The sequence below is a fragment of the Staphylococcus pettenkoferi genome, from assembly GCF_002902685.1.
In the GTDB taxonomy this organism is placed as follows: Bacteria; Bacillota; Bacilli; order Staphylococcales; family Staphylococcaceae; genus Staphylococcus; species Staphylococcus pettenkoferi.
This window is the reverse complement of the sequence record NZ_PPRN01000040.1, coordinates 1-15,221: the sequence shown is the minus strand read 5'-3', so window position 1 is coordinate 15,221 and position 15,221 is coordinate 1. Positions and strand designations below refer to the sequence as shown.

13 protein-coding genes, 1 riboswitch and 1 other annotated feature are annotated in these 15,221 nt (G+C 40.8%); of the genes, 9 read left to right on the top strand and 4 right to left on the bottom strand.

Going from position 1 to position 15,221, the window contains the following annotated elements:
• The first annotated feature begins 77 nt into the window (after window positions 1-77).
• Window positions 78-407: a hypothetical protein gene (locus CD126_RS08030; protein WP_049406035.1), complete on the top strand. Its 330-nt coding sequence runs from the start codon at window positions 78-80 to the stop codon at window positions 405-407.
• Window positions 408-486: 79 nt separating this feature from the next.
• Here the strand turns inward: CD126_RS08030 and CD126_RS08025 are convergent, their stop codons facing one another.
• A complete protein-coding gene (locus tag CD126_RS08025) occupies window positions 487-1,107 on the bottom strand; it encodes a LysE/ArgO family amino acid transporter (protein WP_049406033.1) in 621 nt (206 codons plus the stop codon).
• Window positions 1,108-1,342: 235 nt separating this feature from the next.
• On the bottom strand, window positions 1,343-2,158 hold the full coding sequence (locus CD126_RS08020; protein WP_002472739.1) for an NAD(P)H-hydrate dehydratase: 816 nt from the start codon (window positions 2,156-2,158) through the stop codon (window positions 1,343-1,345).
• 297 nt (window positions 2,159-2,455) lie between these two features.
• On the opposite strand from CD126_RS08020, the gene hutH reads away from it, so the two are divergent.
• From hutH to CD126_RS07980, 8 genes are all read left to right on the top strand, one after another.
• The gene (hutH, locus tag CD126_RS08015) at window positions 2,456-3,967 is read left to right on the top strand and encodes a histidine ammonia-lyase (RefSeq protein ID WP_103370287.1); all 1,512 of its coding nucleotides are present in this window, start codon (window positions 2,456-2,458) and stop codon (window positions 3,965-3,967) included.
• Between the two features lie 85 nt (window positions 3,968-4,052).
• Window positions 4,053-4,258: a binding site (T-box leader), on the top strand.
• 59 nt (window positions 4,259-4,317) lie between these two features.
• Window positions 4,318-5,601, top strand: a complete 1,284-nt coding sequence (gene serS / locus CD126_RS08010) for a serine--tRNA ligase (protein ID WP_103370286.1) — start codon at window positions 4,318-4,320, stop codon at window positions 5,599-5,601.
• 400 nt (window positions 5,602-6,001) lie between these two features.
• Window positions 6,002-6,102: riboswitch (SAM riboswitch) on the top strand.
• Between the two features lie 102 nt (window positions 6,103-6,204).
• A complete protein-coding gene (metX, locus tag CD126_RS08005; RefSeq protein WP_049406030.1) occupies window positions 6,205-7,167 on the top strand; it encodes a homoserine O-acetyltransferase MetX in 963 nt (320 codons plus the stop codon).
• Window positions 7,168-7,305: 138 nt separating this feature from the next.
• Window positions 7,306-8,241 carry a YybS family protein gene (locus CD126_RS08000; protein WP_049406029.1) on the top strand — a complete coding sequence of 312 codons (936 nt, stop codon included), beginning with the start codon at window positions 7,306-7,308 and terminating at the stop codon, window positions 8,239-8,241.
• A 14-nt stretch (window positions 8,242-8,255) separates the two neighbouring features.
• Window positions 8,256-10,223: a DHH family phosphoesterase gene (locus CD126_RS07995; protein WP_049406027.1), complete on the top strand. Its 1,968-nt coding sequence runs from the start codon at window positions 8,256-8,258 to the stop codon at window positions 10,221-10,223.
• Complete coding sequence (gene rplI / locus CD126_RS07990; RefSeq protein WP_049406026.1) at window positions 10,220-10,669, top strand: 50S ribosomal protein L9; 450 nt, start codon at window positions 10,220-10,222, stop codon at window positions 10,667-10,669. Before CD126_RS07995 ends, rplI begins: the two co-directional genes overlap by 4 nt.
• A 32-nt stretch (window positions 10,670-10,701) precedes the next feature.
• On the top strand, window positions 10,702-12,102 hold the full coding sequence (gene dnaB / locus CD126_RS07985; protein WP_103370285.1) for a replicative DNA helicase: 1,401 nt from the start codon (window positions 10,702-10,704) through the stop codon (window positions 12,100-12,102).
• A 294-nt stretch (window positions 12,103-12,396) separates the two neighbouring features.
• A complete protein-coding gene (locus CD126_RS07980) occupies window positions 12,397-13,680 on the top strand; it encodes an adenylosuccinate synthase (RefSeq protein WP_049406022.1) in 1,284 nt (427 codons plus the stop codon).
• A 261-nt stretch (window positions 13,681-13,941) separates the two neighbouring features.
• On the opposite strand, the gene CD126_RS07975 is transcribed toward CD126_RS07980, so the two are convergent.
• Window positions 13,942-14,418, bottom strand: a complete 477-nt coding sequence (locus CD126_RS07975) for a hypothetical protein (protein ID WP_002472765.1) — start codon at window positions 14,416-14,418, stop codon at window positions 13,942-13,944.
• Between the two features lie 109 nt (window positions 14,419-14,527).
• Window positions 14,528-15,187 (bottom strand): LPXTG cell wall anchor domain-containing protein, encoded by a 660-nt coding sequence (locus tag CD126_RS07970; protein ID WP_049406020.1) that lies wholly within the window; start codon window positions 15,185-15,187, stop codon window positions 14,528-14,530.
• Window positions 15,188-15,221: the final 34 nt, after the last annotated feature.

Below are 15,221 nucleotides of genomic sequence, written 5' to 3'. Positions count from 1 at the left end.
TTTAATTCTTTTCAGATTATGATAACTTTATTTTTGAAGAAGCTTCTTCTATAAAAAATTGAGGAGGACTAACATTTATGAAATTAGTTTCAAAAGTATTAGGCTCTACAATTTTAACTGGAGCCGTATTGTTTACAGGCCTACAAGCAGGTCAGGCTAATGCAGAGGAAGAACACTATTCACAGGTGACTCAAGATAATGCACCAGAGATTATTAAATACTATGCTGGAGAAAACAAGCGTATCAGTACATCTGACAAAGGGGATTATATTGAAGCTTCAGCGATTAATAGCAATACAACTGCCACACATTATCGCTTGTATAAAAATGGGACGTTGAGAGTTTCAAATAATGGTGCAGGAGCGCCGCCTTTTCAAAAGATAGCCCAAGTTCCTTTAAAAAAATAAACAATAATATATAAATAGAGCGTAAAGGCCGGAGCTACGAGTAGCATAGATAGCTCACCTTTACGCTCTGTTCCATATTCTAATCAAAGAGAATGTGCCAAATGTTTTTTAAAATAATCAAGCTGACGACGAAGACGATGACACTGGAAACTTTGTTTAACATAACGATGTATTTACCGGTCTTATCGACTGTACCGAGCAGCTTACCTAAGATAGCTAGCAAGACGAACCAGAACCATGAAACAAAGATGGTCGCAAGTGCGAAACCGAGCTTCTCTCCGCCATCATAAACGGAAGCACTCGTTCCTATTACACCTACCGTATCCATAATTGCGTGTGGATTTAAGAGTGAGACGGACAAGGCAAAGCCAATTTGTTTCTTCGGCTTCATAGGTTCGATGTGTTCGAGTTGAGGCGGTTGTTCTTTCCACAATGACCACGCCATGTAAATCAGAAAGACGAAACCGATCAGATAGATGACGAGCTGCAATATAGGCAGAGAAATCAGTACCAGTGAGACACCAAGTATCGCGATAACGATGAGAAAGGTATCGCACAGTCCTGCCGTAATAATCACAGGTAGGGCTCTACGCAACTTAGGTTGATTTGCCCCTTGGTTAAAGACAAACACATTCTGTGCGCCTAATGGGAGGATAAGACCCAAGGCGAGTAATATACCGTGTGTAATTGCTTGTATCATAAAGTTGTGTCCTTTCTGAGTTTTCCATTCAAGTTATATAGTGGTATATTATATTATTTCTGAAAATTCGGCAAATACTAAATTGAATTCTCCACTGTATTTATTGTGGCTTAGTAAAAAGAAATCGCCCAACTTAAGTCGAAGTAAAGATGTTCTATCACTTCTTCAACTTAATTGGACGATTCCGCTTATATACTTATCTTTTTGACAAAATTCCTTACTACAAGCGCTCCACTTATTTCTCCTCTAATTCTTTCATCGTATATGGAATTTGATTGATGATCTGTGTAGGAGGCACAACATACATAGATTTCGATAAGTTCTCACCGATATAGCTGTGTAGATACGTTGCACTTTTAACCGCTTCCTCTAAATCATCAAACTGACCGACGAAGCTTGTGATAATACCAGCAAGCGTATCACCCATACCGCCTGTCGCCATGGCTGGTGTACCAATATCTAATTTATACGTATCGTTCTTGAAATAAAGTTCAGTTCCGTGTTGTTTCAACACAATCGTCGCACCTAAGTTCTGAGCGGCTTCTAAATTACGTTCAGGTGTTTGATCAGCAATTTCGATACCACTCAAACGTTCCCACTCTTTCTGATGAGGTGTGAAGACGATGCGGCAATTAGGAAGCTGCGGTTTTAACTTACTGAAGATAGTAATCGCATCTCCATCAATGACGAGTGTTTGATGCTCTTGGATATTCTGAAGCAAGAACGTAATTGCGTTGTTACCTTTAAAGTCGCAGCCAAGGCCAGGACCAATAAGGATACAATCTACGCTTTCAATGTGCTGCGTAAGTGCTTTCGTGTCGTTAATATCAATAACCATTGCTTCTGGACAGCGTGAGTGTAATGCTGCGTGGTTATTTGGATGTGTGGCTACAGTGATCAGCCCGCTTCCACTATACACACAGGCTGTCGCTGCCATCATAATTGCGCCACCCATATTAGAGTTCCCACCGATGAGTAGAATTCTGCCATAGTCCCCTTTATGTGTCTCTGGGTTACGACGTGGAATAGTAGGTGTTGTTAAAGTTTGCATATTGGCAACCTCCCTTTGACTTCAAGTCACGAAATATATCTTTGCTCTGTGACATTACTGTCGATTAAGTCGTTAATCTTCTAAATACAATAGAACATACTATACCTCGTATTCTTGTTCGTCAATAGAAATGAGTAAAAATAATGGTGGCTATAACCCTGATTCTCATCAACCCTCCTTTATTCTGTTAATATGCTAATTCAATACCATATTACGGACTTCGCGATAAGCATTGTCGCAATCGGTATGTAAGCGTATACTTTTAAAGAAATAGAGAATATAAAGGGAGATGGGATAATGACTTTACAATTAAATGGTGAGCAACTGACGATTCGAGATATTCAACACTTTCTAGCTAACAACGATTCAGTCGAAATCACAAAGCAAGCATTGTCGCGAGTAAAAGACAGTCGTGCCACAGTGGAACGTATCATTCGAGATAAAGAAACGATTTACGGCATTACTACTGGGTTCGGCTTATTTAGTGATGTGCGTATCGATGATAAGCAGTACAATCAATTACAAGTCAATCTGATACGTTCTCATGCATGTGGTGTAGGTGAACCATTTGCAAATAATGTCGCGCTAGTCATGATGGTCTTACGCTTAAACACGTTGTTGAAAGGTCATTCAGGCGTGACTGTTGAGCTCATTGATCAACTCATCTACTTTATCAATCACCGCATCGTGCCGATTATTCCACAACAAGGTTCTCTTGGTGCATCAGGAGATTTAGCACCACTTTCACATCTTGCATTAGCATTGATTGGTGAAGGCAAAGTCGTTTATCAAGGGGAAGAACGTGACAGTCAAGATGTGTTACAAGAGCTAGGCCGTGCACCACACACACTCCAAGCGAAAGAAGGTTTAGCGCTGATTAACGGTACACAAGCGATGACGGCACAAGGGGTAATTTCGTACATCGAAGCGGAAGATTTAGGTTATCAAGCTGAGTGGATTGCGGCGCTAACACATCAATCGCTCAATGGCATTACAGACGCTTACAATGAGCAAGTACATAAAGCACGTAATTACCAAGAACAAATTGAGGTTGCTGAACGTATGAGAGATTGGTTAGCAGGCTCTCAACTGACGACACGCCAAGCTGAGTTACGTGTACAAGACGCGTATACACTACGTTGTATTCCACAAATTCACGGTGCGAGCTTCCAAGTGTTCAATTATGTAAAAGAGAAACTCGAATTTGAGATGAATGCGGCAAACGACAATCCATTGATCTTCGATGAGGATGATGAAACGCTCGTCATTTCTGGAGGTAACTTCCACGGTCAACCCGTCGCTTTCGCTCTTGATTTCTTAAAAATTGGGGTGTCAGAGCTTGCGAATGTGGCAGAACGCCGTTTGGAACGTCTTGTAAATCCACAACTTAACAATGGTATGCCTGCATTCTTAAGTCCGGAACCAGGTCTTCAAAGCGGCGCGATGATTATGCAGTATGCTGCTGCGAGTCTCGTGTCTGAGAATAAAACGTTGGCGCATCCAGCAAGCGTAGACTCTATTCCTTCTTCTGCTAACCAAGAAGACCACGTGTCGATGGGAACAATCGCATCTCGCCATGGCTATCAAATTGTAGAAAATGCGCGTCGAGTGCTCGCGATAGAATGTATTATTGCGTTACAAGCGGTAGAACATCAAGGTGTAGAAAAACTCTCACCACGCACTTTAGCGAAATATGAAGCGTTACGTAGCATCGTACCTTCAATTACTGAAGATCGTCAGTTCCATAAAGATATTGAAGCGGTTGCTCAGTATCTACGTGACGACGCTTATAGTAGTGATGAAAAATAAGTTTAGAAATTTGTCATTTTAAATAAATAGCTTATACTGTCTTGAAAATTTTTAAACAATTTGCTATATTTAAGATAATTCAAATATCACTATTGTTCGTAGGCTAAGTAGTATTAATGTGATGATTTCAGAGAGCTTGTGGTTGGTGTGAACAGGCAATGATCCTTAATATGAATCTACCTACTGATGTGAACAATCGGCAATTACCGTTATTTAAGTGAGAGCGCAGTCTTAATTTATCAAATTAAGCTGTTAAATAGGGTGGCAACGCGTAGAGACCACGTCCCTTGTCGGGGATGTGGTCTTTTTTATGCGCTTCAACCTAAATATATATCAAAGGAGATAGACAGATGTTAGATATTCGATTATTCCGTACAGAACCAGACATGGTCAAAGACAAGATTGCTAAGCGTGGTATGGATTCATCAGTTGTGGACAAAGTCTTAGAACTAGATGAAAAACGCCGTGACTACATCAGCAAGACTGAGGAAATGAAAGCAGAGCGTAACCGTGTGAGTGGTGAAATTGCTGAGAAGAAACGCAACAAAGAAGATGCGGATGACGTTATTAAAGAAATGCGCGAATTAGGTGACAAGATTAAAGAAATCGATGCGTCACTTAACGACGTAGACCAAGAATTACATGATACGTTAGCTGGCATTCCAAACTTAATCCACGATGACGTGCCAGAAGGTGAATCTGACGAAGACAACGTTGAACTTAAACGTTGGGGTACGCCAAGAGAATTTGACTTCGAGGCGAAACCACACTGGGATTTAGTTGAAGAATTGAAGATGGCTGACTTCGACCGTGCAGCAAAAGTTTCAGGTGCGCGTTTCGTCTTCTTAACTGGTGACGGTGCATTATTAGAACGTGCATTGATGAACTACATGATTACGAAACATACAACACAACAAGGCTATACTGAAATGATGGCACCACAACTTGTTAATGCTGATTCAATGTACGGTACAGGTCAACTTCCTAAATTTGAAGAGGATTTATTTAAAGTTGAAAAAGAAGGACTTTACACAATCCCAACGGCAGAAGTGCCATTCACAAACTTCTACCGCAATGAAATTCTTGATAAAGATCAACTTCCTGCTTTATTCACAGGACAAACAGCTTGTTTCAGAAGTGAAGCTGGATCTGCAGGTCGTGACACTCGTGGTTTAATCCGTCTTCACCAGTTCGATAAGGTAGAGATGGTACGTTACGAGAAACCAGAAGATTCTTGGGATGCACTTGAAGAGTTAACTCAAAATGCGGAATCAATCCTTGAAGAACTTGAATTACCATATCGCCGTGTGAACTTATGTACATGCGACATTGGTTTCGGCGCAAGCAAGACATATGACCTTGAAGCTTGGTTACCTAGCTACAATGAGTACAAGGAAATCAGCTCTTGCTCTAACGTGACAGATTTCCAAGCGCGTCGTGCAAACATCCGTTTCAAACGTGATAAAGATGCGAAACCAGAATTTGTGCATACGTTAAATGGTAGTGGTCTTGCTGTAGGTCGTACATTTGCAGCAATTGTTGAGAACTACCAAAACGAAGATGGTTCAATTACAATTCCTGAAGCGCTTGTTCCATACATGGGCGGTAAGACTAAGATTACGTTAGATAAATAATCAACGGCTCAATGAGTTACAAGTTAAGATGAAATATATTGAAAAGGCAATTCTCATTAATTGTGGGAGTTGCCTTTTTTAGAAAAAAGGAAAGCTATTTCAGTAAAATATTTAATACTGTGAATGCTGAACAGGTAGTCGAAGTAGAAATTTAGTCTTAATACCGGAAAGGCTTGTATGATTACAGTGGCAAGGGGTTAGAGAATGATATTAACACTTCCGTCAGTCTGACTTCAGACAAACGTCAGACTCACCTCTTATAACAAATCGCCCTATTTCAAGACGCAGTGAGCTAGATAACGCATTAAGGATTCATAACGGCATATTAACTGTTGTAATTATCGGAATATTCGATTAGAATTAACTTTAATCTAGTCAACGAAACTTAAATCAAATATTGAACTTATTGAGAGAAGTGGAGGGATTTGGCCCTGTGAAACTTCAGCAACCGGCTTTATCAGTACGGTGCTACAACCAACGATGCAACTCGAGTAATAAGGTAATGTGAGTCTCTTACTTTTGGTCGAGTAGGAGACTTTTTCTATATGAAGCAGAGTAGGGGAGGGGTAGCGATAAGTTCACTAACAAGGAGGTAAGTAGCTAATGAAATATATTGTAGACACACTTGAATTAGGCAACTTTTATACGGAATCTGGGGAACTAATTGAGAATTTGAAACTTCGTTACGAGCACGTAGGTTATCAAGGACAACCACTCGTACTCGTCTGTCATGCATTAACGGGAAATCATCTCACATATGGCACGGATGAGGAGCCAGGGTGGTGGCGTGAAATTATTGATGGAGGTTATTTGCCTATTCACGATTATCAGTTTCTCACGTTTAACGTCATTGGTAGTCCATTTGGTTCGAGTTCACCGTGCAACGATCCTAACTTTCCTCAACAGCTGACGTTACGCGATATTGTCCGAGCGATTGAACGTGGAGTGAAAGCATTAGGCTTTAAGCGTATCGCTATTCTCATCGGTGGTTCTCTAGGTGGTATGCAAGTTCAGGAACTGCTCTACAATCGTCAATTTCACGTTGAGAAAGCCGTCATTCTCGCAGCGACGGATAAGACTTCATCTTATAGTCGTGCATTTAACGATATTGCACGACAAGCGATTCACTTAGGTGGAAAGGAAGGATTGAGTATTGCACGCCAACTCGGTTTCTTAACTTATCGGTCTTCAAAGAGTTACGAAGCGCGATTTACACCTGAACAAGTGGTGTCTTACCAGCATCATCAAGGTGATAAATTTAAAGAAAGCTTTGATGTGGCTTGCTATAAGACGTTACTTGATGTGCTCGATAGCCACAACCTCGACCGTGGACGTACTGACGTTGCAGAAGTCTTGGCTCAGTTAGATACTAAAGTACTAACCCTCGGCTTTACCGATGATTTGCTCTATCCAGATGACCAAGTTCGAGCGATGGGGGCACGCTTCCAATATCATCGTCACTTCTTCGTGCCCGATAACGTAGGTCATGATGGTTTTTTACTCAATTTCAACGATTGGGCGCCGAATTTATATCATTTTTTGAAAAAGTCTAAAGTTCGACGCTAAGACACGTAACACATAGGAAGAATGGGTATGCATGAAATAGGAGAGACACGTTCATGCCTTAATTGACAATAATTGTATAAACCTTTCAAAGAGGTTAAAATAGGCATTATAGTCAAATTGAGTATAGGAGTGGCAAATTTGTTTTCTAAAGTTAATCCTAAAGCGACGATACTTGGTGTTATCACCTTTATAATTGTGGCTTTAGTTACATATTTTGTGCCCTTAATAGGATATGTGTTGTGTTTCTTTGCGACCATTCCTGGTATCGTCTTGTGGCACAAATCGAAAGAAAGTTTCGGAATAGCTGCCTTAATTACAGTTATTCTCACGACGCTCTTTACCAACTTAGCCACGTTAAGCGCTATTGTTGTGGTCTTGCTCACAAGTTTCATCATTGGGCAATTATTAAAAGAGCGTGCAACGAAAGAACGCATCTTCTATGTTACGACGACATACTTAAGTTTATTTAGTTTAATTGCACTACTCATCTTACAAGCGACCCATCGTTTGCCGACTGGAAGTACTTTAGTGCAACCGATGAAATCAGTCTTAAATTATCTACAACCGTCTGATTTACAACAATATGGTAGCAATGTCATAGAAAGTTACAATCAATTGGTAGATAATTTAACAAATAAAGCGTTGATGGAATTTCCAAGTTATATCATCGTCACTATCTTTGTTATCGTCTTATTTAATTTATTAATCACTTTCCCAATCTTACGTAAGTTTAAAGTGGCGACGCCTATCTTTAGACCGTTATATGCTTGGCAAATGCCACGGTTTATCTTAATTGTTTATATCATTACGATTGTCTGTCTTCTGTTCACTTCAAATAGTGAACCATCTATGTTCCAAAGTATCGTATTGAACTTTCAAGTTGTGTTATCATTATGTATGTATATTCAGGGATTAAGTGTAATTCATTTCTTTGGTAAAGCGAAAAGTATGCCTTTAGCCGTGACAATATTACTCATGGTTATCGGAACGCTCATATCTGCAATGGCGCCAATTGTAGTCTTAATAGGTATGGCAGATATGATGTTGAACTTAAAAGCGCGCATTAAAAAATGATTTGAGGTGGAACAATGAACCGGCAATCCACTAAGCAAGCGTTAATCTTGCCGTTTGTCTTAATGTTGCTGACGGGTATTGCTATCGTCATCGCGTGGTTTGTGATTAATCAAATCTTCGCGACTGTAGCGGCTATCATACTCGTCGTTATGGCAATCGTCTCGATTATTCTAATACGTAAAGCTTTAAATAAGATGGATCATTATGTCGATGACTTAAGTGGACATATTTCAGCTGGCAGTAACACTGCGATTAAAGAGCTGCCCATCGGCATGATTATCCTAGATGACAATGAGAATATTGAATGGATGAACAAATTTATGTCTGAACGTGCTGAACGCAACGTGATTTCAGACCCTGTTAATGAGGTTTATCCAAACATTTTAAAACAGCTGGAAAAGACGCAAGAAATAGAAATTGAAGACAATGGCTACCATTATCGCGTACGTTATGCTGAAGCGGAAGGTGTGTTGTACTTCTTCGATATTACAGAAGAAGTGAAGACGAATGAACTCTACGAAGAGTCAAAGCCGATTATTGCGACGCTCTTCCTCGACAACTACGACGAAATCACACAAAATATGAACGATACACAACGTTCAGAAATCAACTCGATGGTGACACGCGTCATCAGTCGTTGGGCTTCGGAATATAATATCTATTTCAAACGTTACAGCTCAGACCAGTTTGTGGCTTACTTGAACCAACGTATCTTAAATGAAGTTGAAGATAGTAACTTTGATATCTTAAGTCAATTACGTGAGAAAAGTGTAGGTTATCGTGCCCAGCTCACACTGAGTATCGGCGTAGGGGAAGGCTCAGAGAACCTCATCGATCTTGGTGAGCTTTCACAATCTGGATTAGACTTAGCGCTCGGTCGTGGCGGTGACCAAGTTGCCATCAAACACATCAACGGTAATGTCCGCTTCTACGGCGGTAAGACTGACCCGATGGAGAAACGTACACGCGTACGAGCTCGTGTCATTTCTCACGCATTGAAAGATATCTTGATGGAAGGCGACAAAGTCATCGTGATGGGACACAAGCGTCCAGACTTAGATGCCATCGGTGCAGCTATCGGTGTGACACGCTTTGCGATGATGAACAACTTGGATGCCTACGTAGTGCTTAACGATTCAGATATCGATCCAACATTGCGACGTGTCATGAACGCAGTCGATGAGAAACCTGAATTGAAAGAGCGTTTCATTACGTCCGACGAAGCATGGGACATCATGACTTCTAAGACAACGCTCGTAGTGGTCGATACGCATAAACCTGAGATGGTCTTAGATGAAAATATCTTAAATAAATCTAATCGCAAAGTCGTGATTGACCACCATCGTCGTGGCGAAAGCTTTATTTCAAGTCCGTTGTTGGTCTACATGGAACCGTACGCCAGCTCTACTGCAGAGCTCGTGACAGAGTTGCTAGAATATCAACCGACAGAACAACGCTTAACACGACTTGAGTCTACAGTGATGTTTGCAGGTATCATCGTTGATACGCGTAACTTCACATTGCGGACAGGCTCACGAACTTTCGATGCAGCAAGTTATCTCCGTGCACATGGTGCGGATACGATCTTAACGCAACACTTCTTGAAGGATGATATCGATACGTACATCAACCGAACTGAATTAATTCGCACGGTTGAACTTCAAGATCATGGCGTAGCGATTGCCCATGGTCCTGACGACAAAATCTATCATCCCGTTACTGTTGCACAAGCAGCAGATGAGTTGTTAAGTTTAGATGGTGTAGAAGCCTCATATGTTGTAGCACGACGTGAAGATAACCTTATCGGAATGTCAGCGCGATCCCTTGGTGCAATCAACGTTCAGCTAACGATGGAAGCACTGGGTGGTGGCGGACATTTAACGAATGCTGCTACACAGTTGAAAGACTTAACTGTCGAAGAAGCAATTGAACAATTACAACAGGCAATAACAGAACAAATGAGTAGGAGTGAAGACGCATGAAAGTAATATTCACACAAGATGTTAAAGGTAAAGGTAAGAAAGGCGAAGTTAAAGATGTGCCAGTAGGTTACGCTAACAACTTCCTTTTTAAAAAGAACTTAGCAGTCGAAGCAAATAGTGGTAACTTGAAACAACTTCAACAACAAAATAAACGTGCAGAACAAGAAAGACAGAAAGAAATTGACGAGGCGAAAGAACTTAAAGCACGTCTTGAAGACATTGAAGTTGAAGTCAGTGCGAAGACAGGTGAAGGCGGTAAGTTATTCGGTTCAATCAGTACGAAACAAATCGCTCAAGCCCTTAAAGATCAACACGATATTAAAATTGATAAGCGTAAAATGGATTTACCACATGGCATTCACGCTTTAGGTTATACGAATGTGCCTGTTAAACTTGATAAAGAAGTTGAAGGTACAATTCGCGTACACACAGTAGAACAGAACTAATTCAAAGTAATGAGATATGAGGTGGAGAACAAATGGACGGAATGTACGAACGCAATCAAATGCCGCATAGTAATGAAGCGGAACAATCTGTATTAGGTGCCATTTTCCTCGATCCAGAACTCATGAACTCAACTCAGGAAGTCTTACTTCCTGAGTCATTTTATAGAAGTGCCCATCAACATATCTTCAGAGCGATGATGCACATCCATGAGGAGAGCAAGAATATTGATAGTGTGACGCTCATGGATCAGCTCTCTCAAGATGGGCGGCTCAACGAAGCGGGTGGACCTCAGTATCTCGCGGAACTTGCGAACAATGTTCCGACGACGCGAAATATTCAATACTATACTGACATCGTCTTAAAGCTATCGACGAAACGGAAACTCATCCAAGTTGCAGAAAGTATCGCCAATGACGGCTATAATAGTGAAATCGAATTAGACGAAGTTCTCAATGATGCTGAACGCCGGATACTTGAAATTTCTTCTTCACGAGAAAGTGAAGGCTTTAAAGATATCGTTACAGTGCTTGGTGAAGTCTATGAGAATGCTGAATTACTCGATCAGAATAGCGGTCAGACACCCGGCATTCCTACAGGTTATCGCGATTTAGATAACATGACGGCAGGCTTTAACCGCAATGATCTCATCATTATTGCCGCTCGACCTTCCGTGGGTAAGACTGCCTTCGCTCTTAATATCGCGCAAAAGGTGGCTACACACGAAGATGGCTTTACCGTAGGCATCTTCTCTCTAGAGATGGGTGCAGATCAACTTGTCACGCGTATGATTTGTAGTACAGGAAATGTCGATTCCAACCGTTTACGTACTGGGATGATGGAAGAAGAAGATTGGAATCGTTTCACTACGTCTGTCGGTAAACTCTCGCATACGAAGCTGTTTATCGATGATACGCCAGGTATTCGTGTCACGGATGTCCGTTCTAAGTGCCGCCGTCTGAAACAAGAACATGGCTTAGATATGGTCGTGATTGACTATCTGCAATTGCTACAAGGTAGTGGCTCACGCTTCTCTGATAACCGCCAACAAGAGGTTTCAGAGATTTCAAGAACGCTTAAAGCGATTGCCAGAGAACTTGAATGTCCTGTGATTGCCTTGAGTCAGCTTTCTCGTGGTGTAGAACAACGTCAGGACAAACGTCCGATGATGAGTGATATCCGTGAGTCAGGTTCCATCGAGCAAGACGCCGACATCGTTGCCTTCCTTTACCGTGACGACTATTACGAGCGTGCCGGTGAAGATGACGAGGACGATGGTGATATGGGCATGGAACCGCAAGTGAATGACGATAATGGTGAAATTGAAATTATTATCGCGAAGCAACGTAACGGCCCAACAGGTACCGTGAAACTGCATTTCATGAAACAGTACAACAAATTTACTGATATTGATTATGCGCATGCAGATATGTGATAAAAATAAATAATCGAAGTTTTTAAACCGTATGATTTTAACGCAGTTGTTAATTTTGTACGGTTTTTAGTTGTTTAAAAGTGATTTGAATTCATAGAAGTACGGTTAACGTTTTACTGAAGAAAGATTGTCAAACGTTGATATCATCGCTTTTCAATATGGAAGATTAATGAAATATCACGTCTTTAACGACTGCTAACGACGTTGAAATAATGTTCGATTTTTATTTGCAATCTCCAGGTGATATTGGTAAAATACTCTATGGTAAATTGAGAAAAACTTGGAGGTGCTCATATGTCATCAATTGTAGTAGTTGGGACACAATGGGGAGACGAAGGTAAAGGAAAGATTACAGATTTCTTAGCAGAACAAGCGGATGTGATCACACGTTTTTCAGGTGGTAATAACGCAGGTCACACAATCAAATTTAGCGGTGAAACTTATAAATTACACCTCGTACCATCAGGTATTTTCTACAAAGATAAACTCGCAGTGATAGGTAATGGTGTCGTAGTAGACCCAGTAGCACTTTTAAAAGAGTTAGACGCGTTAAACGAACGTGGCGTATCTACTGACAACTTACGCATCTCAAACCGTGCGCAAGTCATCTTGCCATATCATTTGAAACAAGACGAGTACGAAGAAGAACGTCGTGGCGATAACAAGATTGGTACAACGAAGAAAGGTATCGGCCCTGCATACGTGGATAAAGCACAACGTATCGGTATTCGCATGGCTGACCTATTAAATAAAGAATCCTTTAAACAACGTCTACAAGATAATATTGAATATAAAGATGCGTATTTCAAAGGTATGTTCAATAAACCATGCCCAACATTTGATGAGATATTTGAGACATATTACGAAGCGGGACAACGCTTAGCACCTTACGTTACAGACACTGCGAAAGTATTAGACGACGCATTCGTAGCAGACGAGAAAGTATTATTCGAAGGTGCTCAAGGTGTCATGCTCGATATCGATCACGGTACATATCCATTCGTGACATCAAGTAACCCAGTTGCAGGTAACGTGACAGTGGGTGGCGGTGTAGGTCCTACATTTGTATCTAAAGTCATCGGTGTATGTAAATCTTACACATCACGTGTAGGCGATGGCCCATTCCCAACAGAACTCTTTGATGATGACGGTCATCACATTCGCGAAGTCGGCCGTGAATACGGTACAACGACAGGTCGCCCAAGACGTGTCGGTTGGTTCGACTCTGTAGTCGTACGTCATGCGCGTCGTGTGAGCGGTATTACAGACCTTTCAATCAACTCTATCGACGTTCTCACAGGTTTAGATACTGTGAAGATTTGTACGGCATATGAGTTGGATGGCGAAACAATCACTGAATATCCAGCGAACTTAGACGAAGTGAAACGTTGTAAGCCTGTTTACGAAGAACTTCCAGGTTGGGACGAAGATATTACAGGTTGTCGTTCTCTAGACGAACTTCCTGACAACGCACGTCGTTACTTAGAACGCATTTCTGAAATTTGCGGTGTGGACATCTCAATCTTCTCTGTAGGTCCAGATCGTAGTCAAACAAACTTATTAGCTAACTTATGGTAAGACGAGTTAGGTTGAGGCTTCCGGTGTTATGCATCGGAGGTCTTTTTTTGATGTTGTGTTTGTGAGTATTGTGAGACGACTTTAGGTAAAGGTAAAAGGGTTATTACATAAGTAAAAGCAACCCCTTTGAGAAGAGAGCACATGCGTGTAAGGTGACTGTGACCTCTATTTGTTGTGCATGTCCTTTTCTTCTAAGGAGTTGCTTAATGATCGAATACGGTGACCATAATGATGTATAGGATGAGATTTTAATCGTCTGAACTAATTTGTCCCTTTTTTATCAAAGAATTGGTTTAAATCTGTCTTATCTGTATCGTGAGCGAGCGCTTCTTCAATAGAATTCTGCGCAATCAGTAATTTGTTTTTCTCGAAAAATGGTACAGAAATAGCATAATCATTACCCGCGCGTTGAATAATTAATGTTGTTAACATGCCACTTCCAAAGATAAGTGCACCGATAATGAAGAAGATGAGTGCACCAAAGAATGATGTACCTAAGCGTGATAATGCAATTAGCATAATCAATATTCCGATAATCATTGGAAAGATTTTATATTTACTTGAAAGTTTAGTAGAGCTAATATTCTTCAGCGGCATTGTTTCTGCATCGCGTCCAGCTGGAAAGATGCCGAGAATCGCATTAGCCGTGTTTACTTTCACGAATCTAGAGTCTACGGCTACGCTACCTTTCACCCAGAAGAACAGGATTGAAAGGGCGAATTCAACCTTTTTATTCATGAATAATCCTCCTCTTTATGCATTTAGTCTTATGATAGCGAATCAGGTATGACAATATATGTCACTTGAGGTGTAAATTAAAATTTTCTTTATGCAAGTAAGAGAAGGACTATTGACGTACGAAACGTCTCATAGCAAGGACGCTAACACCTAATACTGCTGCAAGTACGCCTAAAGCGACACTATTAGAAGATTGACCAGTGTTAGGTAATGTTTGAGCTTGTTGTGCCTCATTTTGATTTGATTGTTTTACGTTTTGAGCTTGTTGCTCATTATTTTGGTTGAATTGCATTGAATTTTGTTGTTCTGAAGTGTTGCTAGAATTTGCTTGGTTTTGTTGAGTAACATTTTGCTTTTGTTGCGCTTTTGTAGCGTCTTGTTGTTGATTTGAGTTATTTTTACTGTCATTAGTTGCATTTGCATCAGCGCTTGAGAAGTGATAGTTACCTACTTTACGGTAAGGATTAGACTCCACGCCACCATCTCTATATTCAACTAACCCATCCTTATGCACACGATAAGCTCCTGCACCTACGTTAGATTTATTACCAATTTCAACTTGATAATAATCGCCGCTACTTTTTGGCTCGAAGAAATTCTGTTTTGAAGGGTCCATTCCATTATCCTTAGCTACTTCTTTCGCGATGTTCTCTGCATTACTTGCATCCACAGAACTGTAACTTTCTGCATGTGCTTGAGATGTACCAATTCCTCCAAATAATACCGCTCCGCTAAGTACAATTCCTGAAGTTATTCCTAATTTTTTCATAATAAATTCCTCCCATATGTGAATTTATCTCTAT